The organism is Clostridium drakei (assembly GCF_000633595.2).
GTDB classification, from domain to species: domain Bacteria; phylum Bacillota; class Clostridia; order Clostridiales; family Clostridiaceae; genus Clostridium_AM; species Clostridium_AM drakei.
Genome location: NZ_JIBU02000031.1, coordinates 62,223 through 87,284, shown reverse-complemented (window position 1 = coordinate 87,284; position 25,062 = coordinate 62,223). Strand labels below are relative to the sequence as shown.

At 28.5% G+C, this 25,062-nt stretch carries 28 protein-coding genes; 27 read left to right on the top strand and 1 reads right to left on the bottom strand.

Annotated elements, in window-relative coordinates; genetic code table 11:
- The first annotated feature begins 114 nt into the window (after window positions 1–114).
- The 24 genes from EG57_RS0216370 (at window position 115) to EG57_RS0216255 (ending at window position 21,010) form a co-directional block, all read left to right on the top strand.
- A complete protein-coding gene (locus EG57_RS0216370) occupies window positions 115–2,196 on the top strand; it encodes a heavy metal translocating P-type ATPase (protein WP_032078256.1) in 2,082 nt (693 codons plus the stop codon).
- A gap of 157 nt (window positions 2,197–2,353) precedes the next feature.
- On the top strand, window positions 2,354–2,983 hold the full coding sequence (locus tag EG57_RS0216365) for a class I SAM-dependent methyltransferase (RefSeq protein ID WP_032078255.1): 630 nt from the start codon (window positions 2,354–2,356) through the stop codon (window positions 2,981–2,983).
- Window positions 2,984–3,295: 312 nt separating this feature from the next.
- Window positions 3,296–6,679, top strand: a complete 3,384-nt coding sequence (locus EG57_RS0216360) for a DUF4132 domain-containing protein (RefSeq protein WP_032078254.1) — start codon at window positions 3,296–3,298, stop codon at window positions 6,677–6,679.
- A gap of 188 nt (window positions 6,680–6,867) precedes the next feature.
- Complete coding sequence (locus tag EG57_RS0216355; protein WP_032078253.1) at window positions 6,868–7,356, top strand: GNAT family N-acetyltransferase; 489 nt, start codon at window positions 6,868–6,870, stop codon at window positions 7,354–7,356.
- A gap of 121 nt (window positions 7,357–7,477) precedes the next feature.
- A complete protein-coding gene (locus EG57_RS0216350) occupies window positions 7,478–7,936 on the top strand; it encodes a hypothetical protein (RefSeq protein ID WP_032078252.1) in 459 nt (152 codons plus the stop codon).
- Between the two features lie 33 nt (window positions 7,937–7,969).
- Window positions 7,970–8,494: a hypothetical protein gene (locus tag EG57_RS0216345; protein WP_032078251.1), complete on the top strand. Its 525-nt coding sequence runs from the start codon at window positions 7,970–7,972 to the stop codon at window positions 8,492–8,494.
- Window positions 8,495–8,553: 59 nt separating this feature from the next.
- On the top strand, window positions 8,554–9,132 hold the full coding sequence (locus EG57_RS0216340) for an SUKH-4 family immunity protein (RefSeq protein WP_032078250.1): 579 nt from the start codon (window positions 8,554–8,556) through the stop codon (window positions 9,130–9,132).
- On the top strand, window positions 9,129–9,545 hold the full coding sequence (locus EG57_RS0216335; RefSeq protein WP_032078249.1) for a hypothetical protein: 417 nt from the start codon (window positions 9,129–9,131) through the stop codon (window positions 9,543–9,545). Before EG57_RS0216340 ends, EG57_RS0216335 begins: the two co-directional genes overlap by 4 nt.
- A 42-nt stretch (window positions 9,546–9,587) precedes the next feature.
- A complete protein-coding gene (locus EG57_RS0216330; protein WP_032078248.1) occupies window positions 9,588–10,427 on the top strand; it encodes a DUF2262 domain-containing protein in 840 nt (279 codons plus the stop codon).
- A 135-nt stretch (window positions 10,428–10,562) separates the two neighbouring features.
- Window positions 10,563–11,282, top strand: a complete 720-nt coding sequence (locus EG57_RS0216325) for a suppressor of fused domain protein (protein WP_032078247.1) — start codon at window positions 10,563–10,565, stop codon at window positions 11,280–11,282.
- A gap of 203 nt (window positions 11,283–11,485) precedes the next feature.
- Entirely contained in the window at window positions 11,486–12,064 is a 579-nt protein-coding gene (locus EG57_RS0216320; protein WP_052037978.1) for an SMI1/KNR4 family protein, read from the top strand.
- Between the two features lie 220 nt (window positions 12,065–12,284).
- Window positions 12,285–12,695 carry a hypothetical protein gene (locus EG57_RS0216315; RefSeq protein WP_032078246.1) on the top strand — a complete coding sequence of 137 codons (411 nt, stop codon included), beginning with the start codon at window positions 12,285–12,287 and terminating at the stop codon, window positions 12,693–12,695.
- Between the two features lie 26 nt (window positions 12,696–12,721).
- A complete protein-coding gene (locus EG57_RS0216310) occupies window positions 12,722–13,291 on the top strand; it encodes a DUF4303 domain-containing protein (RefSeq protein ID WP_029159590.1) in 570 nt (189 codons plus the stop codon).
- Window positions 13,292–13,388: 97 nt separating this feature from the next.
- Entirely contained in the window at window positions 13,389–14,141 is a 753-nt protein-coding gene (locus tag EG57_RS0216305) for an AAA family ATPase (RefSeq protein ID WP_032078245.1), read from the top strand.
- A 43-nt stretch (window positions 14,142–14,184) separates the two neighbouring features.
- Window positions 14,185–14,838, top strand: coding sequence for a hypothetical protein (locus EG57_RS0216300; RefSeq protein WP_032078244.1), 654 nt, complete (start codon window positions 14,185–14,187; stop codon window positions 14,836–14,838).
- A gap of 31 nt (window positions 14,839–14,869) precedes the next feature.
- Entirely contained in the window at window positions 14,870–15,652 is a 783-nt protein-coding gene (locus EG57_RS0216295) for a YwqG family protein (protein ID WP_032078243.1), read from the top strand.
- A 69-nt stretch (window positions 15,653–15,721) separates the two neighbouring features.
- Entirely contained in the window at window positions 15,722–16,168 is a 447-nt protein-coding gene (locus EG57_RS25225) for a hypothetical protein (RefSeq protein ID WP_052037964.1), read from the top strand.
- 39 nt (window positions 16,169–16,207) lie between these two features.
- Complete coding sequence (locus EG57_RS0216285; RefSeq protein ID WP_029159594.1) at window positions 16,208–16,990, top strand: ankyrin repeat domain-containing protein; 783 nt, start codon at window positions 16,208–16,210, stop codon at window positions 16,988–16,990.
- A 58-nt stretch (window positions 16,991–17,048) separates the two neighbouring features.
- On the top strand, window positions 17,049–17,828 hold the full coding sequence (locus EG57_RS0216280; RefSeq protein WP_032078242.1) for an alpha/beta fold hydrolase: 780 nt from the start codon (window positions 17,049–17,051) through the stop codon (window positions 17,826–17,828).
- Between the two features lie 166 nt (window positions 17,829–17,994).
- Window positions 17,995–18,669 (top strand): hypothetical protein, encoded by a 675-nt coding sequence (locus tag EG57_RS0216275; protein WP_052037963.1) that lies wholly within the window; start codon window positions 17,995–17,997, stop codon window positions 18,667–18,669.
- Window positions 18,670–18,780: 111 nt separating this feature from the next.
- On the top strand, window positions 18,781–19,587 hold the full coding sequence (locus EG57_RS0216270) for a DUF2262 domain-containing protein (protein WP_032078241.1): 807 nt from the start codon (window positions 18,781–18,783) through the stop codon (window positions 19,585–19,587).
- Between the two features lie 70 nt (window positions 19,588–19,657).
- Window positions 19,658–20,164: an endonuclease V gene (locus EG57_RS0216265; RefSeq protein ID WP_032078240.1), complete on the top strand. Its 507-nt coding sequence runs from the start codon at window positions 19,658–19,660 to the stop codon at window positions 20,162–20,164.
- A 16-nt stretch (window positions 20,165–20,180) separates the two neighbouring features.
- Window positions 20,181–20,453 carry a hypothetical protein gene (locus EG57_RS0216260; RefSeq protein ID WP_032078270.1) on the top strand — a complete coding sequence of 91 codons (273 nt, stop codon included), beginning with the start codon at window positions 20,181–20,183 and terminating at the stop codon, window positions 20,451–20,453.
- A 170-nt stretch (window positions 20,454–20,623) separates the two neighbouring features.
- Window positions 20,624–21,010 carry a hypothetical protein gene (locus EG57_RS0216255; protein ID WP_032078239.1) on the top strand — a complete coding sequence of 129 codons (387 nt, stop codon included), beginning with the start codon at window positions 20,624–20,626 and terminating at the stop codon, window positions 21,008–21,010.
- A 164-nt stretch (window positions 21,011–21,174) separates the two neighbouring features.
- Here EG57_RS0216255 and EG57_RS0216250 read toward each other — a convergent pair whose 3' ends face one another.
- Window positions 21,175–22,221, bottom strand: a complete 1,047-nt coding sequence (locus tag EG57_RS0216250) for an alpha/beta hydrolase (RefSeq protein WP_032078238.1) — start codon at window positions 22,219–22,221, stop codon at window positions 21,175–21,177.
- Window positions 22,222–22,403: 182 nt separating this feature from the next.
- Between EG57_RS0216250 and EG57_RS0216245 the strand changes: the two genes are divergently transcribed.
- From EG57_RS0216245 to EG57_RS0216235, 3 genes are all read left to right on the top strand, one after another.
- Window positions 22,404–22,883, top strand: a complete 480-nt coding sequence (locus tag EG57_RS0216245) for a manganese catalase family protein (RefSeq protein ID WP_032078237.1) — start codon at window positions 22,404–22,406, stop codon at window positions 22,881–22,883.
- Window positions 22,884–23,196: 313 nt separating this feature from the next.
- Window positions 23,197–23,838: a DUF2238 domain-containing protein gene (locus EG57_RS0216240; protein WP_032078236.1), complete on the top strand. Its 642-nt coding sequence runs from the start codon at window positions 23,197–23,199 to the stop codon at window positions 23,836–23,838.
- 429 nt (window positions 23,839–24,267) lie between these two features.
- Window positions 24,268–25,023, top strand: a complete 756-nt coding sequence (locus EG57_RS0216235) for a hypothetical protein (protein ID WP_032078235.1) — start codon at window positions 24,268–24,270, stop codon at window positions 25,021–25,023.
- Window positions 25,024–25,062: the final 39 nt, after the last annotated feature.

The following is a 25,062-nucleotide window of genomic DNA, read 5'->3' as shown; positions in this document are numbered from 1 at the left end:
TTATGAAACATGGCTAATTTTAAAAATTAATAAATTTATTTTTTATATAGTGTGATTTTAACAAAGCAATTTTAATTGTAAGATTAGCCATTTATAAAAAGGTGTGATTAACAGATGAAGTATAAGATAATTCATGATATGCCAGGAAGAATAAGGGTAAGATGTGGTCGATTTGCATTTTCTTTGGAAGAAAGTTATAAAATTGATTATGCATTAAGTAGAAATGGATATGTTGAAGAAGTCAATTCATGTCATATAACAGGAAGTATTTTAATTTACTACAAAGAAAGCTCCAAAATGAGAGTTCTAGAATTAGTTTCTAAGTTAAATTTAAACGATTTACCATCTATTAGTGATAAAAATATAGATAATTCAAAGGAAATTGATATTACTTTTAGAAGCAAGTTATTAAATATGGTAGGCAAAAGGTTTTTTATAAAGTTCTTTATACCAATGAGTATAGGTAAATTTTTGTTATTTTACAGATCAATTAGATTCGTAAAAAAAGGATTTAAAAGTTTGTTTAATATGAAAATAAATGTTGATGTTTTAGATGCTGCATCCATTGGGGCTGCAATGATACAGAAAGAATACTCAACAGCTGGATCAATAATGTTCTTGCTCAGTGTATCGGACTTGTTAGAGGAATATACCAGAAAGAAAACTAAAAATGTTCTTACAAAAAGCTTGGCAGTAAATGTTGATAGTGTATGGTTAGCTAAGGATGATGAGGAAGTATTAGTTCCTATTTCTAATATTCAAATAGGAGATAAAATAAGGATTAATACTGGACACATGATTCCAGTAGATGGATGGGTTTATAATGGTATTGCAATGGTTAATGAAGCATCAATGACAGGAGAACCTTTAGCAATTGAAAAGAAGGCAGAGGATACAGTTTATGCGGGAACTGTTGTAGAAGAAGGTTCAGTAATAATTGAAGTGAAAAAACTAAGTTCTGAGAGTAGAATAAGCAAGATTATTGAAATGGTTGATAAATCTGAAAATCTTAAAGCTAGTATTCAAAGTGAAGCAGAAAAGTTAGCTGATAACATAGTACCATTTACTTTTCTTGGAGCATTAGCTACATATGCAATTACAAGGAATATAACAAAAACCTTAGCTATACTGTTGGTTGACTATTCTTGTGCAATAAAATTATCTACACCTATATCAGTAATTTCAGCTATGAGGGAAGCATCAACTCATAAAGTGATTGTTAAAGGTGGAAAATATTTAGAAATAATAGGGCAAGCAGACACAATTATATTTGATAAAACAGGAACTTTAACAGTTGCGAGCCCTACTGTAGCTAAGGTGATTCCTTTCAAAGGTTTTGAAAGAAACTATGTTTTAAAAACAGCAGCATGTTTGGAAGAGCATTTTCCTCACAGCGTTGCAAAAGCAGTTGTAAAAAAGGCAGCAGAAGAAAATTTGAATCATAAGGAAGAGCATGCCGAAGTACAATATGTTGTCGCTCATGGAATTGCTTCATGCATAAATGATGAAAAGGCTTTGGTTGGAAGTTATCATTTTGTATTTGAAGATGAAGGAGTAATTTTATCAGATGAACAGAAAATTATTATAGATATGGAAGGTAATGGATATTCTATCATATATTTAGCAGTAGGAGGACAAGCAGCTGGTTTTATTTGCATAAATGATCCTGTAAGAGAAGATGCAAAGAGGGTTATAGAAGAACTAAAGAATTTAGGCATTGATCAAGTAATGATGATAACTGGTGATGGAGAAAAAACTGCAAGAATAGTAGCAGAAAGTTTAGAAATAGATAATTATTATTCGCAAGTGCTTCCAGAAGATAAAGCAAAGATAATAGAAGAGTTAAGAGAAAAAGGACATAAAGTTATTATGGTTGGCGATGGTATAAATGATTCTCCAGCTCTTGCAGCAGCTGATGTTTCAATAGCGATGAAGGATGCTTCAGATGTGGCTAAGGAAGTTGCAGATGTAACATTGATATCATCAGATTTGGAAAAGATTATAACTATGCGTGTTTTAAGTAAAAAATTATTAAAAAAGATAAATAATAATTATAGTTTTATATTGCTATTTAATACATCTTTGCTCTTGCTTGGATTGGGTGAGTATATTAAACCAACTACTTCAGCATTACTGCACAATCTTTCAACTATGGCCATAAGTGCAGTTAGCATGAGACCTTGTTTAAAAAGCTAAATAAGAAAAATGTTATTTAAGATTTGCTATAACATTTTAATAAAAGGTTAAATTATAATCTCATATTGATAATGAATATCATTACCAATATGGGATTGCTGTAATATTAAGAAAAGTATATAATAAACATGTGTTTATTATAGAAAGGTGGAATATTATGAGTGAAATTGCAAAAAGATTAAATCAATGCAAGAAGCCTAATGGTGAATTAGGAAAAATTATAGCAGATGATATGAATAAATCACATTTTGAATTAACTGGATGGGGTCTTCAAAAGATAAATATAAATGCTCAGGATACTATCTTGGATATTGGCTGTGGTGGAGGTAGAACAGTAAATAGATTGGCTGGCATGGCAAAGGAAGGTAAAATTTTTGGTATAGATTACTCAATAGATTGTGTAAAATGGTCAAAGGATTATAATGAAAAGTTGATAAAGGATGGGAAAGTTGAAATCATTCATGCTAGTGTAGAAAAAATTCCTTTTGAAGATAATAAATTTGATGTTATATCTGCAGTAGAAACTATTTATTTTTGGCCTGATTTGGTTGAAAATCTTAAAGAAGTAAAAAGAGTTTTAAAACCATTAGGAAAGCTTGTTATAATATGTGAAATGTATTCTAGTGAAAAATTTAAAGAAAGAAATGATGAATTTGTTTCTACATCGAATATGAAAATATACACGCCAGAGCAACTTAAACATATAGTAGAAATGGCTGGTTATAGAAATATAAAAATAGATTTTATAGAAGAAAAAAATTGGCTTTGCTGTACAGGTGAAAAATAGAATAATTTCAAGAAATTATCAAAAGGAGGCTAGGGATAGCTTCCTTAATTTATTTTTTGTTAGATACATTTTTGTTTGAATTTAACAAGTAGTTAAAAAATTTGTCAGTATAAGAAAAATTCACATTTAATATTATCTTCCAATAAGGACATGTTATGAATAATATGGTATAATTTAATATATTAATTTAATTGTACTCAAATATAGATTAAATTTTTAAAAATAATATAATAAGTTAAGGTAAAATCATTTTGCATTGTTAAAAGGTATAACAGATTAAATTTTAAGTTCAAATATAAGGAGTTAAAAGAAATGGAAGAGTTATTAAATTTATTAAGAGTTAAACTTTGTAACTGTACTTTAGAGAAGGAAGAAATAAATGAAATTAAAAGCTATATTGAAAATGATAATGATACTTTGGATTTAAATAAAATTCATAAGTATAATATTGAAAATACCCTTAGAGGAAATTATGAAGTAAAAAAAGAATTGTGGGACTTAATAGATGGATTTAGAGAGGATAAAGAGGTTTTTAAAAGAATTTTAAAGGTATTTTGGGCTGTAGGAGGAGAAAGCTTTTTTAAGATAGTATACTCTAGACTTTTTTCAATTCCTAAATTTGTTGATTATTTGAAACCTATGGATAACAAAGAAAGAATATTGGTGTGGATAATAAAAACTTCTTCAAACTGTATGGAGCTTATAATTCCAATTGTTGAAGAAATGATAGAGGAAGATGAAGAAATACTTTTTAAGGCTTTTTCAGAAACAGAAGATAGCTTTGTAAAGTTGATTTTATCAGCTTTAGCTGTTAAAAATTCTTGCAAATTTACTGAAAATGGAGAAGAAGTTATAAAACATCATTTAGAAAATGCAGATGATATAAATAAATACTTAAGAGATAAACAAACAGCTATAATTGAAATTTTAGCCTATGCATGTAATGAAAACAAGGTATTACGAGAAATTATTAGGGATGCAGTTAATAACAGTACTAATAGAAGAATGCTTTTTGATGAATTAGTAAGGTTTATTTCTTCCTGTGATAACGAGGATCAAAGTTATGATATTGTAAGAGAATTTGATATTGATAAAAAATTATATGTACTTAGGCTTATAAACTTGTATGTTAGAGAAGAGAATAACAAGGTGCTTAAAGAAATAGATCAGAGAATAAAAGAAATACCGTCAATTTTTAGAGAAAGTTTGGAATTTATTAATAAAAATAAAATAGGAAAGAACAATTTTCAATATGTTGAAAGTTTAATGCTTGCTTTTGTTATATATAAAAATTCAAAGAAAGAGGAAGATTTAAAGCAGTTTAAGAAATTTGTAGAATATATTTTAAATGGATATATAGATACCTTTAAAGGCTTTGATGAAATACTACGTATCGAGAGAGCTAAAACCTTACAATATGTAATGAATGGTGAAAATAAGTATGTTATAGATAACTATGTTTCCAAAGTGGGAAAAGCAGCAATTGGTGAATCAATGTGGCGTTACCACAGTATTTGTTTTAAACTAATTTATTCTTTAGATGAAACTAAAGAAATTATACATAGATTTTTATATTTGGTGCTAAGTAGTCAAAAATATGCTTTAGCTTCTTCAATAATATATCATGTAGTACAAAGTCAATCTATGAGTTATATAAGCTTTGCTGAAAAACTTTTGGAAATAGGTATAAATGAAAGCTATTTAATCCTTGCTGCTGATAAAAGTTCAAACACAAAAGCTAAGGAATATTTAAGAAAGTTATGTAATGAAGGAAATACAGAACTTATAGATAATATAGATAATTTAAGTACTACAAAGGATTTTGTACTTGAAGCTTTATTCAATGCAGATAAGGAAAAGTATTCTGAAATTTTAGTGAAAAGTTTATCAGATGATTCAAAACTTATTAGAGATAAAGTAGTAAGCCTTCTTAGCACTTATGATAGTTGCAAAGAAATGGTATTAGACAGTTTTAAAAGTAGAAAAACTGTAGCAAGGGAGGCTGCTGCAAGAATTTTAATAAACTTTGATATGAGAAATTTTACAGATGAGCTTGAAAAATTTGCAGAGAAAGAGAAAAATGAAAAAATTAAAGTATTGATATTAAATATTATAAATAGAGACTATTTAGATGATAAGATACTTGAAAATGCAGAAAGTATAAGTAATTACTGCAGTGAAAGATTGAAAAAAACTGCTTATAATGCTCCAGAGTGGATTTCTGTAAGCACATTTCCAGAGGTAATGTATGAAGATGGAAAAGTAATATCAAAGGATGTATTAATTTATTTAATAAGCAAATATTCCCTGGAAAATATTGTTGAGAAAAACCTTGCTGCTGAAAGAGTAATTAAAAAGTGTAACAAACAGGATTTAGATACAATGGGATTGGAAATTTTAAGTAATTGGGTTAGTGATGGTGCAGACACGAAAAAGAAGTGGATTTTATCCTTAATTTCAGCTGTAGGAGGATTCAATGTAGTAAATGCATTAAAAGATCAAATAGATATTTGGTCTAAAAGTGCTAGAGGTGCTATTGCTTGTGAGGCTATAAAAGCTTTGGCGTTAAATGGCAGTGATGAAGCTTTAATGATTTTAGATACTATATCAAGAAAGTTTAAGCATAAGCAAATTAAAAAAGCAGCTGGAGAAGCCTTTATTTCTGCAGCAAAGATGCTTAAATTAACAGAAGAAGATTTAGCAGATAAAATAATACCTGATTTGGATTTTAATATAAGAGGGGAAAGAGTATTTGAATATGGAAGTAGAAGTTTTACAGTAACCTTAGGAGTGGACTTTTCGTTAAAGATTGAAGATAACAATGGAAAGACAATGAAGAACTTACCAAAGGCAAGTAAAACTGACGATGAATTAAGAGCTAAAGAAGCTTTATTAGAGTTTAAAGTAGTGAAAAAACAAATTAAAACTGTAGTTTCAACTCAAACTTTAAGATTGGAAATGGCTCTTTCTTCAAATAGATTGTGGAGTAAAAAAGCTTGGGAAAAGTTATTTGTTAGAAATTCCATTATGCATAATTTTTCTCTTGGTTTAGTATGGGGAGTTTATGAAGATGGAAAGTTAAAAAATACTTTTAGATATATGGAAGATGGCAGTTTTAATACAAAGGATGAAGAAGAATATGAATTGTTAGAAGAAGTCTACATAGGACTTGTACACGCTTTAGAAATGGATAAAGAAACTTTAGAAGACTGGAAACAACAATTTGAAGATTATGAAATAGTACAACCTTTTCCACAGCTTCAAAGAAAGACTTATAAAATAACTGAAGAAGAAAAGAAAATGAAAGATATAGAACGTTTTGCAGGCACTAAAATTAATGGACTTTCATTAGTTGGCAAGCTTACTAAAATGGGATGGTATAGGGGTTCTGTACAAGATGGAGGATGTTATTATCAGTTTTATAAAGAAGATGAAAAAGTTGGTATTGGAGCAGAACTTGAATTCAATTATCTTGGTGTTGGTTATGAAAATGAAGAAACTACGATTTATGAATTGATTTTTTACAAAGCTAGTACAGTAGAAAGAGGAAGTTATGTTTATGATGAAGTAACAGAAGAAAACACTATTTTACCATCAAAGGTACCAGAAAGATTTTTTAGTGAGATACTTTATGATGTAGATAGAGCCTTAGAAGCTAAGACTGGGGTTGCATCCAACTGGAGATTGGATCGTTAAAGTATTGGGTGTGGAATGATTTTCAAGATAAATAAACAAAAGGAAAAAAGAACTTGATATGAGAACTTATGTTTGCTAAAATGTATTTAAGAAAGTGGAAAAATTGTGTTAAATAATACAATAATATTTCATATTAGAAGTATGTGTATTCTGTTATTAGTTATATATACAAGGAAAGGAAGATTAGTATGGAGATTAAAATTAGACAGGTATCTATAGATGATTTAAATGAAATAGCAGAAGTGGAGAGGGTTTGTTTTCCAAAAGCAGAAGCAGCTGCAAAAGAGTCTTTTAAGAAGCGTATAGAAACATTTTCAGAAAGCTTTTTTGTGGCAGAAGTAAATGATAAAATAATTGGATTTGTTAATGGATGTATTATAAATGAAACTGTTATATGTGATGAGCTTTTTGAAGATTCTAAACTTCATGTTCCAAATGGACACTATCAAACTATTTTTGGACTGGATGTAATACCAGATTATCGTAATCAGGGAATTGCAGCTAAATTAATGAATCATATGATAGAAACAGCAAGATCATCAGGCCGAAAAGGAGTTATTTTAACTTGTAAGGAAAGGCTTATTCATTATTACATGAAGTTTGGATACAAAAATAAAGGAGTATCTAAATCAGTTCATGGTGGTGCAAAATGGTATGACATGATTTTAGAATTTTAGTTTTGATATAGAATGGTGTGTAGTAGAGGTTAAAAGCTTATGGTTGACAGTAAGCATTTAAAATTAGGAGTAACTAAATTAAGGTGGTTGCCATGCTGGATGAGAAAGTGTAGAAAAAAATATGAGTAAAAAGAAGAAATACAATGATACTGAAGAATGGTTTAGCCTAATTCCAGAACTTAAGGAATGGAATAATGGAAAAGGAATTGATCATGAATATTGGATAGAGATAGAAGGGAGAATTGAATATGCTTTAGCATATACCTCAATATTTTGGCCAAAATTTATTTTATTTAGAAATTGTATATTTATTGATTATATGAATGATGAAATATTTGAAAGATGGCATAAAAATTGTAATGGAAGTTTAGAGGCCTTAGAAGCCACTGTAAATCACAGACATTTAGAAGATTGGTTTGGAGGCGAAAGTACAAAAAGGCAGATGGAGTACATGGGAAGGACTTTAAAGGATATATGGGAAACTAAGCTTAATAAACAGTTTCCGGGTAGACAAGTAATTGTGGAGTTATTTGAGGTTAATGAAGAATATAAAATTACTGTTTATCAGAAAAATCATTAAGTTTTATAACAAGTAGAGGAGAAAAGATAATTTATGTTAAGAAAAGAATTACAACCGCCTAAAATTGATGAAAAGCTAGTAGAAGAATTAATACAGCTTATTCAAGAAATTTCCAACTTATCTGAACAATACTATGAAGAATATTATGAGAAAAATGAAAAGACAATTTTAAATGATAAGATAGATATACTTAATTCAAAGGTTCAAAAAGCATATGAGCCTGTGGATTTTCAAAATTATATGGGGGCCATGTCTCTTGATGAATTTGCAAAGGAGATATCTTTACCTAATCCACCAGTAGTTAGTGATATAACACTTGAAGAAGCTTCCCAAATAATAGAAATGATTATTGAACTTAAATCACCAGATGGAATTGAAGAAGTAGAAGAAGTAGAGAACTATATATGCTATTACATAGAATTATTAGAAAAAAGCATTCATCATAACAATATTTCAGATTTAATATATTGGTATGATGTGGAGGAATATGGACATGAGCCAAGTGCAAGAGAAATTGCTGAGAAGGCTTTTGAAACAAGAGAAATTAGAAATTTATAAGGGGAAAATACATGATTAAAAAGTATACAATAGAATTTATTTAAGAAAGGAAAGAAATCATGAGAAATATTATTATTAGTTTAAATCTTCCACAAGAAACAAAGGACCTTTTATGTAAAACAAAAATTGAAGAAGATGAATTTTATGATATTAATATTAACTTCTTTAATAAGAAACATGGATTTTTATGTGATGTGGTTGAGTGGACAAAGATAAATGATAGTACAGTAACAAGGTTAGATGAAAAATTTGTATCAGAATTTTTAAAAGATCTTGAGAAATTCAGATCATATTATGTTGTTGCGGACAACTTAGATAGTGGTAATTTGATAGCGATACAGGAAGTTACAGGAGAAATTTATGAACTTGAACATGAAGTTATAGAAGAAGTTGTAACATACTTTGTTAATTCTTCTTTTTCTAAATTTCATGAGAGTATGAATTATTTTAAGAAAATGAAAAATGAAATTCTTCAGCTTAAAGAAGAGGAAAATGCAGAAGAAATTGAAGCGTTATTTGAAAAGGCTGAAAAAGAACTTAGTTTGATAGATAGAAAAGTAATTATTAATGATGATGAAGATAACATGCAATTTTGGAATGGAGTATTGGGAAACTTTAGAGAGTGGTGTTTAGAGTGAAGAAAGACCTTTTAGAAAAAATAGAAAAACAAGGAGGTTTTAAACCTCCATATAGTATGGATATTTTAGTTTCTATAGAAGATTTTTTTGAAGGTAACAATGCAGCAGGATCATTTGCTGCTAATGCATGTACTGAAAATCTAGATGTACATGAATTTTATGAAATACTAAAAGGCATAAAGCTAAAGGAAAATGTTTTCGAGGTTTGGATATTAATTTGTGATATAGATGAGGAGTGGCCATATTCTGATACCATATATATTTCTACTACTGCAAATGAAGATGATATATATAAATGGTTTGGAGATGGATTTCCAAGCGAAGTATGGAAAGTTGATTGTAAAGAATGTGGATTGATACAAACATCAGAATTAAAAAATGGATTTAGAGTATTTGGAGTTTGGTGGGATTAATACAATGGAAAATTTTGAAAATCAAAATTTAGGAGGACAATAATGGACAAAAACATAGAGAGTGTAGTAGAAAAAGGATTAGAATTTTTAAATAATGGAGAGTATGAAAAAGCAGAACCATATTTTAATAATGTTTTAAATATAGATAACAGTTATGCTGAAGGTTATTACTTTAGAGGTTACTGTTATGTAAAAATGAAGGAATATGAAAAAGCTTTAATGGACTTAGATAAATCTATAAAGTTAGATCCAAGTGATTCAAGAGCTTATTTTTTTAGAAATAAGTACATATCTTTGTTTAAAGGCAATGGTTGCAAATCCGAGTTAAGCAAGAATTTAAGTATTGAAAATCTAGATATTAAAGTGGAAGATTTTAAAATAAATAATAATATAGGTTCAGCTGAATGTGATGTTAATACTGTAATTTGGGATAACTATATGTCAGTGTCCTTGGAAATAAGCCTTCAAGATGAGGATACTTTTGATGATGATAATATAAAAAACTACATTGATGAATTTAAAAAGTATTTGACATGGCTTGAAAATAGTAAAAAATCAGTTTTTGATGCTCTTGTTAAGGATGATATGATTGGACTTGCAGAAGAGTGGGCTGAAAGTTCAGATGAGGAGATAATTGATGGAGAAAAAGTGTATGTAGATGGTGAGGACATTTTTAGATTGCCAATTAGTGAAGAAGAGTTTTTTCAATCCTTATATTTTAATAGTATGTCAATAAGGATAGATGAAGATAAGGAAATAATGGATTCTAGAATAATGATAGAAGCATTTATAGATACAAAACCAGATTATTTTGCAGGTCATTCAATGGAAGTTACAATAACAGACGGCTATAAAATATCAGTTAATGGACTAGCTGGATAAGGTGAGGAATACATATAGATTTATATGCTAAACCTCATAAGAAAAAAGTAATTTTAGTATAAAGGAACACTAGATCATATAAAGCTTTAGTTCAATGAATTAATGGCTTGATTTTTGTAAGTGAGGAGAATGGTGATGAATAAAAAAATAGATTTCAGTAAATCTGGTAAGCCAATTTTTAAGTATGATTATGCTGAAACAGGATGGAGACCGCCATCCTTTGGTGTAGAAAATCAAATGGAAAAAATCGAAGAACATATTCATAAATACTTTGGTGAACCTACTTCAGTTTATCATGAATTAATGTCTGATCTTATACATTTAGATGTTTATTATATCAAACCAAATGAAGATAGAAATTTTCATACCTTTGTTACTTCTGGAATGAGTTTTATTCCTATGAATCCTATGGAAGGTTCAGAAGATGAAAAATATGCTGAATTGATTGTATGTTTGCCAGCTCAGTGGCCTGTTTCAGAAGAAGCTTTTAAAGATATGGATAATTATTGGCCTATTGCGTGGTTAAAAATGCTTGCAAGATTTCCGCATGATTATAAGACTTGGCTTGGTTTTGCCCATACTATGCCAAATTATGATCCACCTATTCCAATAGCTAATACAAATTTTCATGGTATTATGCTTCTTCCTCCTATTTTAACACCTCAATCAGCAGCAAAATTACAAATAAATGGAGATATTTCAATTAATTTTTATTGTATAATCCCTTTATATAAGGATGAAATGCAATATAAGTTAGACAATGGATATAAAGATATATTAGATAAATTTGATGAAAAAGGTATAAATGAAGTTATAAATATTAAACGCGATAATGTATGCGAAAAATATCTTTAGATTTTTTAACATTGATAACAAAAAGTTGATCCGATGTCTACCATCCGTAACATTCCCATCCTCTTAAGGTGGGAGATAACGGCTGACACGCCCCTGGATAAGTTCTTCTAAGATTCAGATGTGGAGAGGTATTTCTCATAAGTAAACTCTATCTGAGTCTAAGAATCACTTGATGAAGAAAAAGTAATTTTATGAGGTGGAAAATGATTAAAGAAGAAAACGAAGTTATAAAAAAGTACTTTGAAATCTTAAGTAAAAATCATCCCGAAAAATTTGAAATAGAAGAAATGTTTGATGATGGAGAATGTATTGTTCCAGAAAATATGAAGGATAGCAATGATGCAAACAAATGGGTGCTGCTAGAATCAAACGTGTCAGAAGAAGATATTTTTAAATTAGAGAAAAAAATCAATATAAAATTACCATCGATATATAAAGCATTTATTTCTACATATTTTCATATGTTTAAAGAATTAGATGGAGTTTTGAATGATTTTCATTGTGAGGATGGCAAGGAAGTTTATGTTGATATTTTTCGTCAACCATCAAATAAGCCGCTGCAGGTTATAGAAAATGTTTATAAAGAATGTGAAGAGATAATAGAATTTGGATATATACCAATAGGAGATTTTAATGGATGGGGTCCTCTTTGTTTTGATGCACATAACAGCTATAAGCTTGTATGGCTTGATCATGAAGAATACTATAGTTGTGAAACTAGGGAAGAGTTAGAGGAATTAGGAGAAACAATTTTTGATAATCGAGATAGTTATTATATATAATATTTCTCTCACTATCATATGACCTAATCAAAAGATAAAAATTAAGGAGAAAAAATGGAACAATAGTTTATGGATGTGAACCAGAATTTGAAGAAGTAGATGCAGCTGCAGATAATTTTATAGAATTTTTGCAGATAACAGTGAATATGGAAAGGCAGCTGTGATACTGTGACTTTGAAGATGCAGTTTTAATTGTATGTAGATAAAGGATGGTAATAAGATGTATGCAAAATCATATATAGATAAATTTTTTAACTCAATAGATGAATATGCTTCAAAGGTTGAACTGTTTTGCATTGCTTATGCAGAATTTGAGAAATGCAAAGATCCTTCACTGCAGTGGATTATTGAATTAAGTGAAATTATGAATTGGAAAGCAATGTCTGATAGATCAGGAGTTTGGACATATTATGAGGTATTGAATATTGATTCTAAACAAATATTAATTAAGAATTTAAAAGCCAAAAATGAAGGTGAAATTCTAAGCAAATATAGTGCAGGTATAAACAATTATAATAATGAACAAGTAATGTCTGAAATTGACCATTGGATTACTAAGAATGAAACAAAAATCTATAAGTATATTGAAGAAATATTAATTGTAAATAGAGAGTGGTTTTATAAATTATAAACGTGTTAAAGAGGAGGATAAATTTAATGCAATCAGAATTTAATTTTCAAAAATTTAAAGAAGAGGTTATTCTTGCTGTAAAGAAAGCTTTTTTAGAAATTATGGAAGAATACAAAGATTCTACAGTATATGCATTTTCACTAACTTGTGATTCAGCTGTTAGATCTATAGGAGTTGTGGCAAATACAAAGGAGTCATTAGAGGAACAAATAGAAGATGAAGAAGATAGGTATTATTATAAATTTTGTGAGCAAGAATGGGAAATATGGGATGCTGCAGATGATGAATTTCAGAAGCTTAGAAATATGTTAGTAGAATTTCAAGAAAATAATGAAGATGAAATAAGTGATTCGGAAACATGCATATACACAGAATTTTTTGAGGAATATAGAGAAAAAATTTTTGATATATGTGTACAAGCTTTAATAGAAATAAAGAATGAGGGATTTTTTCAAAATAAGTGTAATGAAGATATCTTTATTAATTTTATGGTGCCTGAGTATTTAGATGAAGAAGATTCAATAGAAATTTTCAGCAAAATTAATAGTGGAAAGATAGTAAAAGAATATAAAGAACACATAGAAGATTTTATTTAGCGAATAATCAAATTAGAAGTTACACATAATTGTTAAATAAAGTGGATGTTAAACTTAATGTCAATTTCTCTAAATAGATTGGAGGAAAGATTTACGAATGGAAAAGTTTAAATTAAATCAATATTTAAGAACAGTTAGGTTATGTAGGGAAGATATAGATTCATTTGATATATACCCATTTTCTTTGGAGGCAGTGAAAAATTTAAATACTTTAGATTTTCACCCAAAAGTGACATTTATTGTAGGTGAAAATGGAACTGGTAAATCAACTATACTTGAAGCAATAGCTACAGCTTGTGGTTTTAATCCTGAGGGAGGGACAAAAAATTTTACCTTTTCCACAATGAATACTCATTCAGAATTATATAAGTATTTAAAGCTGGTAAAAGGGGTTAAACGTCCAGAAGATGGATTTTTTCTTAGGGCAGAAAGTTTTTATAATGTTGCAACTAATATAGAAGAATTGGATAGAGAAGGTGGAGGTCCTAAAATCATAGATTCCTATGGAGGAGTTTCACTTCATGAACAATCACATGGAGAAGCTTTTTTATCATTACTGATAAATAAATTTAGAGGAAATGGTTTATATATTTTAGACGAGCCTGAAGCCGCTTTATCACCATCAAGACAGATGACTATGCTTGCGAGAATACATGAATTAGTTCAGCAAGGTTCCCAATTTATAATTGCAACTCATTCTCCTATAGTAATGTCTTATCCTGATTCACTAATATATGAATTAAAAGGTGAATTTAGAAAAGTAGGATATAAAGATACTGAGCATTTTCAAGTTATGAAGCAATTTGTAAATAACACTGAAAAAATGCTGGATATAATTATGAATCCATAATTCAGTAGGGATAATACATAATTATTAAGTAGAGGAGATAAAAATGGAAATAGAAAGCGTAAAAGTTATTAAACTTAAAAAAGAATACATGAATTCTATGGAGGGACAAAATAAGTTAGTTAATATCATAAATGGTGATATTAATTGTGAAGAATTAATTAAATATGAGATCAGCGACTACACTATAAGTGAAATTTTTCGCGAGGACTATTATATTAAGAATTATCAGGATGACAAGGAATATAAAAAAGAAAGAGCTGTTCATGCGTTATTATTTGGAGTAAGTGATTTTAATTATACATATAGTGCCTGGGAGACTGAGATTGGAATAGAGAATCAGGCAGAAGAACAAATTGCAGAAAGAGTAGTTCAAATGTGGGGTATAGCGCCGGAAGATAAAGAAGAAATTGAAATGATAGCAAGTAGTTTTGCAAATCATGATAATCTTGCCTTAAGATATATGTCAGTAGAAAACATAGAAAGAGTAATTTCTGATTTAGAGAATTTAGATGTATTAAGCGTATGTAGAAGTATAGAAAAAGAACTTAATTTGCAGGGGATTTCTTTTGATGAAATTAGTGAAGGGGATATTGAATTTATAAACTCTTTAAAAGAATTTTTTAAAGAAGCAGTAAAAGATAGAAGTGGTATAGTATATGCTTTAAGTGACAGTTGTGATTTTTATGAAGAAGATTAATAAAATTTTATTTAAGGATAGGTAAATAATAATGAAAAATTCAATTATAGAATTAACAGAAAGCTTAGAAAAATATAGGGATAAAATAGAAAAAACTATAAAACCATATGTAAAAATAAAATTGAAAGAACAAGAAACCAAACCTTGGGAAAGTAAATTAGGAGGAAATCCTTATTTAGAAATTGGCATGGAATATCCTAAAGCATCTAATGGAGAATGTTTAAGATTATTAGCTCAAATTAATTTTGAAGAAGTTCCTAAAATAAAATCTTTTCCACAAAAAGGTATATTACAGTTTTTTATATTGCCAGATGATGTATATGGGCTCAATTTTGATGATCCATGCATGCAGGATACATTTAAGGTAATATACATACCTGATGTTGAAAAAAATGAGGAAAACTTAATAAAAGATTTTTCATTTTTAGGCGACCTAGAAGAGGATTGGTACATGCCTTTTAGCAGCGAAGGTAAAATGAACTTTTCATTAGAATATATGCCTATACCTTGGGGGGAATATAGATTTAATAATGTGTACAAGGATATAAGCTTAACAGATGAAGAAGATGATGAATATATGGAAAAGTTAAATATTGATGGATGTAAAATAGGAGGATATGCTACTTTTACTCAAGATGATCCAAGAGATGAAGAAGAACTAAATAGTTTTGATACTTTACTTCTTCAGCTTGATTATGAAAAAGAATGTGATTTGATGTTTGGAGATGCAGGTATTGCAAATTTTTTTATAAATGAGGAAGATTTAAAGAAGCTGGATTTTAGTAAAGTTTTGTACAATTGGGACTGTTGCTAAATTAGAGGGTTTATATTTGAAAAGAACTTAATAAATTAAAGAAATAAGGTTTAAAGATATGGTGATATTGTGAGATATGAAAGAGAACTTGAAGCATTAAAATATATAGATCAATTAGATGCTGAGATGAATTCACGTCAAGAAGAAAGAGAAGTGTACTCTAAAAAACAGATAGAAGAATTACGAAAAGAATATCCTCAAATTCCTGAAGATTATCTTGAGTATCTTTCAGAAATAGGAGCAGGTAGTTTTGGAAAAGAGTTTTGTACTATTTTTGGGGATCTATGTGAAATTGAAGATTTTTATGATGAGAGTCTTTTAGAATTTTTGGATTTTGAAGAGAAAGTATTACAATTTGGGTGTGATCCTTCTGGTAAAGCTTTAGTTTTTATAATTGATGAGAATTGGGAAGTAGGAGAAATTTGGGACGATGATTTAGGAAGTGTATCTAGAGCTGAAAAAACATTTTATGATTATATTTGTGAAGTAATAGAGTGCCTTTACAAAGTCCAATAAAAAAACAAGGAATTAGTATTTCATAGAAGGAGTTAGAAAATGAATTTAAATAAGGAAGAAATAGAAAAATGTAATGACTCTAGTGAACTTGGAGATATGCTTAGAGGGGCAGCAGAAAAAGGAGAACTAGATTTAGTTAAGTTAATTATAAGGAAAGACATGGTAGATATAAATTATAATGGTGCTGATAAAGTATTTGTATGTAAACCTACTCCTCTTCAATGTGCTGTAATAGGAGGAAATTTAGATATTGTTAAATTTTTACTACAAAATGGTGCAGATGTATCAATAACAGACAAATGGGGATATAGACCTTTTAATGAAGCGGTGGAAGCAAGTAATGATAGGTGGTGTTATAGAGCTTATAATGAATCAGCAGGAAAAGATGATAAGGAAATACTTAAGCTTATCAAAAGCTGTGAACCTAAAGAATGGCATCAGCGTGAATGGTGTATTGAAAGATTAAAAAAATTAGGATTACCAAATGATGCTATTGAATTTCTAGGTTCTGAAAATAGAAGGATAGATTTGCAGGAATCTGAATGGACAAACTATGTTGAATTTTATGCACTTGATGAGGTAAGAACATTTAAGTGGAAGGACATGACTTTTGTTGATTTGGTATATGATATAGATGATTATGGAAATATAGGAGTAATATCCTGGATTCCAGAACATAAAAGCTTTGCATGTTTAGACATGGAACATGGAATGTTTGGTTTTATTAAAGAAATGACCTGGAATGAATTTATGAAAAATCCTACTAAGTTTATTGATGGATCTTTATCTTGGGAATTTTTTGACTTAGATTGTGAAGAGTAGTTTGTAATTATTTTAATATATTTTGTGTCTTTGGAACATTGAAAGGAATGGATGTTTTATGAAAGAATACATAGTAGATAACATGAAAAATAAGATGAGATATCATGATTTACCTGGTGAAGATACACCTATATTATTTATTCATGGGTTAGGTTGTGCTGGATCATTTGATTATCCTGAAGTAGCAGCACAAACTGATTTAATAAATCACAGACGAATATTAATAGATTTGCTTGGCAGTGGATTTAGTGATAAACCACATAATTATTTATACACTGTAAAAGAGCATGCAAATTATTTGTATAATTTCGTGCAGGATTTAAAGCTCTCTAAGTTTATTATTTTCGGTCATAGTTTAGGTGGTGCTGTTGCACTTGAACTTGCTAATAAATGTAAAGATAATATTGAGACAATTATTCTTAGCGAAGCTAACTTAGATAAAAGTAATAAGGGTTCATCAACTTATGAATTTGGAACTTATAAGGAAGAAGATTTTGTAAATGGAATATTTGATGAAGTTGTCAATGAAAATTCAAGTGAAAATTCTATGTGGGCAGCAACATTATCAGTTTGGTCTTCTACAGCAGCTAGTAGAATTTCAAAGTCAGCAGTTGAGGGGGCAGAGCCATCATGGCGCGAGATATTATATTCATTGAAATGTAAAAGGACATTCATTTTTGGTGAAAAATCTTTACCAGACGATGACCAAACTGAACTTAAGAAACACATGATAAATATTGAAATCGTAAAATCAGCGGGACATTCTATGGCTTGGGAAAATCCAAAGGGATTAGCAGAGTCAATTAAGAAAGGCATTCTTTATGCACGACAATTATAAATTTTAATTTGTTATAGGATTTCAAAAGATAATTATGCAAAGGAGAGATTTGTAATGAGCAGAATTAGTGAATATATGAAGTAAATAAAGATCAATGGGAATAGTTAAAAAACTTGAGAAACTTTGTATTTGAGAAAACTAAATTTAATAGAAAGAAGTGTTGTAAATGGGATTGTTTTTATCAATGTCTGGTGTGATAGGTAAGAATGCAGCAGAAGTAACAAATGCATTACAAGAATATATTAATATAAACGAAGGCATAATAGATGAAGTTCAACCAGTAAATGAAGCTTTTGATTTATGTGTTATTGGTGAAAATGAAAAGAATACTACTATTGTTTATCCAAATGATTTCTTCGAATGGGAAGAAACGTCAGAATATTTATCTAAGGCATTAAATACTAGTGTATTTTCATTTCATATACACGATGGTGATTTTTGGATGTATAATTTTTATAACTGTGGTGAAAGTAAAGATAAGTTTAATCCAATTCCTGATTATTGGGAAAATTTACCTGAAGAAGAAATAGAAAAGTGGAAAGGAAATCCTCAGATCATATGTAAGTTTATTAAAGATATATCTTTCAATGATATTGAAAATTATTATAAATTTTGGGGAAAAGATAATGTGAAAAATAAGAAAGCTTATGAAGAAGATGAGTTTAGTTTTGGAAATGATTGGCAAGTGATAGATTTTATGGACAAGCTTAATATTATATATCCTTTTGAGCAGGAAAATGGATTTCCAATAGGAAAAACTTATAAGATTACATTAAAAGATAAATTTCAGGAGTTTAAGGAGAAGTTGTATGAATCAATTTCAAAAATTAAATTTGATTAGGAAAATATAAAAAATCTAAAGTTTATGTATAAATGAAGAAGAAACTCTAATATACATAGATAACTATTTTATTAATATAAAAATTGGTATTAACTAAAATAGGAGGAAATTATGAGTAAAAAAAACAGCGAACTGAAAAACTTTGAAGATAGATTTTCACAGGAGATATTTGAGGTGTCTGCTGTAACAGCTTGTTCAGGAGTTGGTGCAGGCAAGGCAGGAGGAGAAGAGTTATGGGAAGCTTCCATAGATATTATTGCTTGGAAAGATTTAAACAACAGTGAACCATTAGTAAAAAAGGAAGTAAGAGTAGCTTGGCTTACTGATGATAAAGGTTTAAAGGAATGGCAAAAGACTATTAAAAAAAGCTCTATAATTAAAATTAAGCTTAGAAAAGGAGAAGGATCCTTTATGTTGCTGGAGCTTATAGATGCAGATTACAAGGATGAAGAACTTCAAAACATATTGCTAGAAGATCTAAAACCAGTATTTTATGAAGATGAGATTCTTGGAAAATTTAAATTAGATAAGGGCATTAATCTTTTCGAAACTGACATCACCTGGGCAGGAGAAGAAGGACGGTTATATTTTGATCTAGATGAGGAAGAAACAATGAAAGCTTCTTTGAAAACTGCATATGAGCTTTTTAAAAATCAAAAGTATTGGAGTGATAAAATTAGAGAATATGCTGCAAGTGAGCTTTTAGATCTTGCAAATGATTGGATTGACGAAGAAGATGATATTGACGAGGTTAGAGAAGAAATGTTTATTGAATCCATAGAGTTAGATACCATAAGTGTTTATCCTAAAGGTGAGTTTGAGATTTTCTTCTTTGATGGAGACTTGTTTGCAGGACACTGTATCATAGTCAGTGGAAATATAAATGGAAATTTAGATTCAGCAGAAATTGCGGGATAATAGGATAAATTGAAAGTGGTAGTTGTATATGCTAGATATGAAATATATAAGTTTTAGAAGGTGAAAATTAATGAAAAGTGTAATTGCAGCATGTTTTGATGTTTATTATTATGAAAATTATGCAAAAGCTAGCTGTGTTGTGTTTCAAAAAGATGAAGAGGAACGTATTCTAGCTGAGTATAATATACTAAGTGATGAGATAAATGAGTATATTCCGGGACAATTTTATAAAAGAGAATTGCCATGCATATTAAAACTTTTGGAGGAGGTAAAAGAAAATTTAGATTTTATTATTGTTGATAGTTTTGTTTGGCTTAATGATAGTAAAAAAGGATTAGGTGGATATTTATATGAAGCTTTAAATTATAAAACACCTGTTATTGGAGTAGCAAAAACATTTTTTAAAGATAGCACAAATTATTCAGAAGTATATCGTGGAAATAGTAATAAACCTTTATATGTTAGTGCGGCTAACTTAGATTTAAATTATGCTGCCCAATTTATAAAAGAACTAAATGGTGAGTATAGAATGCCGCAAATGTTAAAACGAGTTGATCAATTATCTAGGGACGCGTAAAGGGAGAAAATGGTATATGGCAAAGAAAACATTTAATGATGAGGTATATGGAAAAATTACATATAAAGAAGACTATTGGTTGTTAAAAGATAGAGTAACATTTAAGATAAACAATAAAGAAATGATTCCTAAGGCAGAGATAGATCTTTATAATTCAATTTATGAAAATTTTAATATAGGACTAATGAGTGAAGGATTAATGAAATTCCATGAAGATAATCCAGAGCTTCTTAGAGCTGATGAAGCAGAAAAAATAAAAAATAATCAAAAATTATTGTATAAAAAATAAATTTTAACTTCTTGTGAAATTTACAACACCAGATTTTATTCCTTTGCTAATTTATGAATATATAAATAATAGATGGGTAATATAATATTGGAATTAAGGAGTTATTTCCTTTAATTTACTAAAGTGTTTTATTTAAAAATGCATGTTTTAACGAAAGGGGTAAACTTATTATGAATAATAATAAAGGTGATTTACAAGAAGCAAAAGAACTAAATAAAAAATCCAGAGCAAATTTAACTGCTGGAGCAATGAATAATTCAGCAAATGGTGAAATGACTAGTGGAATGAATGATGCAGATTTACAAGAGACAAGAGCATTAAATGCACAGTCAAGAGCAAATTCACCTTCAGGAGCAATAAATAGCTTAGTAAATAGTGGAATGAATGATAATGCAGGTTTACAGGAAGCAAGAGAATTAAATCAACAATCTAAATCAAATTCATCTGCAGGAGCAATGAATAACTCAATAGACAGTGGAATGACTAGTGGAGTTAATGCTGGTGATTTGCAAGAAGCAAGAGAACTAAATAAAAAATCAAGACAAAATAAAAAATAAGAATTTATGACAATAACTTAGGCATATATAAAAAAATAATATATTGGATGTGTTGCATTAAGGATAAAACATTGTGTTTAATTTTCTTAATGATACATTCCGATGTCATTAAAAAGCAATACCATATGTAGATTTGTAAAAATTCAAAGCTATATATGGTATTTTCATGTATTAGTATAGTTCTTGGTAATTTTGAATTGATTTTGTAGGTATAATGAAATCTGATTTATTGCTGCATCTGCTTTGTTTGTAATTTTATCCATTGTAATAAATCCATGGGGAACGCCCTTATATTCAGTAATGGTAACATTAATTCCTGCTTCTTTTAATTTGTTTCCATAAGCTTCACCTTCATCTTTTAATGGATCAGCTTCTGCTGTTATTATAAGAGTATCAGGTAATTTTCTTAAGTCTTTAGATAAAAGAGGAGAAGCATAAGGATTTTTTCTATCTTCTTTTTTAGGAATATAGAGTGATATATACTTTTCCATATCATTTATTGAAAGATTGATAGTATTAGAAAATTGTGACCAAGAATTACTATTTAGTTGAAATATGTTTGTGGATGGATATATTAACACTTGACAAGTTATAGAAGGACCGTTTTTGTCTCTTGCCATTAAGGAAACTACAGCAGAAAGATTTCCACCTGCACTATCTCCTACAACAGCTATATTATTTTTATCACCATTTATACTTTCTGCATTTTTATAAGTCCAATCTAGTACGGTGTATACATCGTCTACTGCAATAGGAAAAGGATTTTCTGGAGCAAGATGGTAGTTTACAGATATTACTATTGCTTTGGAATTTTGAGAAAGCTTTCTGCAAACGGTATCATGAGTATCAAGGTTTCCTCCAATCCAAAAGCCACCATGTGAATAAATAACTATTGGAGGGTTATTGTTGTTATTAGGTGTATATATACGTAATGATATTTTTTTAGAGTTTTCCGAAATAGTAATATTCTTAATATTAGAAAATGGTATAGGTTTTCTTGACCATATAGTAGATTGAGAATTTAATCCTTCCCTAAGCTGTTTTATAGATTTATTATCAATTGAGTTAGGATTAAGCATTTTATTTAATTTTAAATTTATTGAAAGGTATGTATCAAGTTTACCAATACCTGTTTTAACTAAAATCCTAATACCTAAAAAGATTGCTATGATAAATAAAATAATTGATACTGCTTTAATGCTTTTTTTCATTCTATTTATACCTCCAATAATTATATGAGATTATATTATAAGGCTAGATTTATGTGTGTATTTTTTGTTGGATCTATTTTAATATACCTAAAATTACCGAAAAGTTTTCAATTGTAGTATGTATTTAATATATGCATTTATGAAACATTATATTTAGAATATAAAAAGGAGATGTGATGTAAATATTTAAACATGAAAAGCAATTGCTTAAGGATGTAAAAGTGGAGAGACCCAACCCTCAATATGCAGTATTAATGCAAGAACAACTTGGTGGCGGTAATGGAGAACTTAAAGCTGCTATGCAATATATATCTCAAAGTTTTAGAATAAAAGATCCTGCAATTAAAGATTTATTTTTAGATATAGGTTCAGAAGAATTGAGTCATATGGAAATGGTAGCACAAACTATCAATTTATTAAATGGTCATGCAGTGGATTTTAATACTGTAACTAGCGGAGAAATTGAAACACATAATGCATTATTTAGAGAAGCTCTTAATAATGTTAAAGATACTGGATCAAATAAGAACTTTGGAGTTACAGAGGATTCAAAATTATATTTCGATTTATCAACACCAGGTAGATTTTATCAAAATCCTAATCCTACAGAGCCAAGCTTTGCAAATCCTAGAAAAGAATCTGAATTGGCAGGAAAACATTAATTAGAGAATGATGATAAAATACATTTTTGAAGCTATGAAATATTTAAATATTTCATAGCTTTCATGATTTACATGAGTATAACAATACATAGGCTACCTCCTGAAAAATATATACAATACACAATATGTAGCCTTTATGAATATTGTTACATTGAATTTTAATTATATTTTTTATAATATAGATTATACTATAAATTATAATTAGAAAAGTTTATAAAGTTAACATACTTTTCATGTATTTACTTTTGCGTAATTTACATATTAAAAGATTATTTAAGAGTTATAGTGAAAATATTAATTGGAGTGAATGTTTATGAATAAAATTAAAAAAGATAGTAAATCTAAAAAACTTCATTTAATTTTGTTAATATTATTTGTTTTAAGTTCTATTATATCAGCTATTCATCCTAAAAGTTATTCTACATGGTTTTTTGAGTTTTTACCTGCATTTATAGGAGTTATAATACTTATATTTACTTACAATAGATTTAAGTTTACGGATTTTGTCTATGAACTCATTTTAATTGTAACAATAATAATGTTGATTGGAGCACATTATAAATATAGTGATGTACCTATATTTAATTCAATAAAACAAGTATATAATTTAAAAAGAAACTACTACGATAGATTTGGGCATTTTATGCAGGGGTTTATACCAGCTTTTATTATTAGGGAAATATTAATAAGAAAGATAAAATTAAAAAAGGGAATAGGATTATCTATAATTGTTGTTTGCATTTGTTTAGCAATAAGTGGTTTCTATGAAATATTAGAAGGTGCAGCATGTATTTTATATAAAAGAGTTCCAGAGGATTTATTGGAGTATCAAGGAGATAAATTGGATACTCAGTGGGATATGTTTTGTGCACTAATGGGATCTATCTTAATGGTAACTATGTTTCGTAAAATTCATGATACAAATATAAATAATTTAGAAAATCACAAAAAATAGTGGTTACTATTTTTGTGATTTCGTACATGCAAAGATTTTTTAGTAGTATGCTTATGTTAAGCTGAAATTTTACATGTGCAAAATTTCAGTTAGTTAAAATCAGTTAATAAGTTCTACATTCATATGTAGAATCTGTTTCTATATCTTCTTAAATACAAATAATATGGCTTGAAAAATCAATCTTTCATATCTTTCACAAATTATTTTAATATAATAATCATATTTTTTAAAGATGCTATAATTTTTCAATTACTTAAAATCTAAAAAGGTTAATAGATGAACAAAAATCTGCATAGAAAAAATAGTAAATATATGGTAAAATATTAGCTATAAGATTAATTTATCCTATAAGTTAATTTCTATGTCTAGTACAGTAATGAATAAAATTTTTTATTTGAAGATGAGGTGAATGGAAGAGGGAGAGATATTATGTTTGTAGGATTTAAACTAAAGGTTGATGGGAATTTATTTAATGACTATGGCATTCATTGTTATAATACTGGCAAAAAATTGTTTAATATGAATAGAAAAAAAATTGAAAAAAATTTAGACAATTTTATTTTAAAGGATGGTTCTTTGGATGGTTCAAATATTCAATCAGGTTGGTTTCCACAAATTGATGCAGATATTTTTATTTCTCATTCATATAAGGACAAAAATATGGCAATTGCTTTATCAGGATGGTTAAGCAGAAACTTTCAATTAAATGCATTTGTTGATTCATGTGTATGGGGTTATTGTGAAAATTTGCTCGAAGAAATAGATAATAGATATTGTTTAACAGATGATGGACATTATGATTATATAAAAAGAAATTATTCTACTAGTCATGTTCATATGATGTTAAGTACTGCTTTAGCTATGATGATGGATAAAGCAGAGTGTTTATTTTTTCTTAATACTCCAAATTTAATTAAAGCTTCAGACATAATAAAAAAAACCCAATCGCCATGGGTGTACATGGAGATTGCAGCAGCAAAATTAATTAGAAAAATACCTAGAGAAATATTTGTAAGTAAACAAAATTTTAATATTAATTATGACTTAAATATGGAACATTTATATGAAATTAATGATCAGGATTTAGAAAAATGGAGAATTAACTGTTTGAAACCTGAGAAAAAATTAGATAAATTTGAAAAGTTAGATGAATTGTATAAAATTAAGAATATAATAGTAACTTAATAAGTTTATAGATTAGGCGTACTGAATATAGTATAAAAG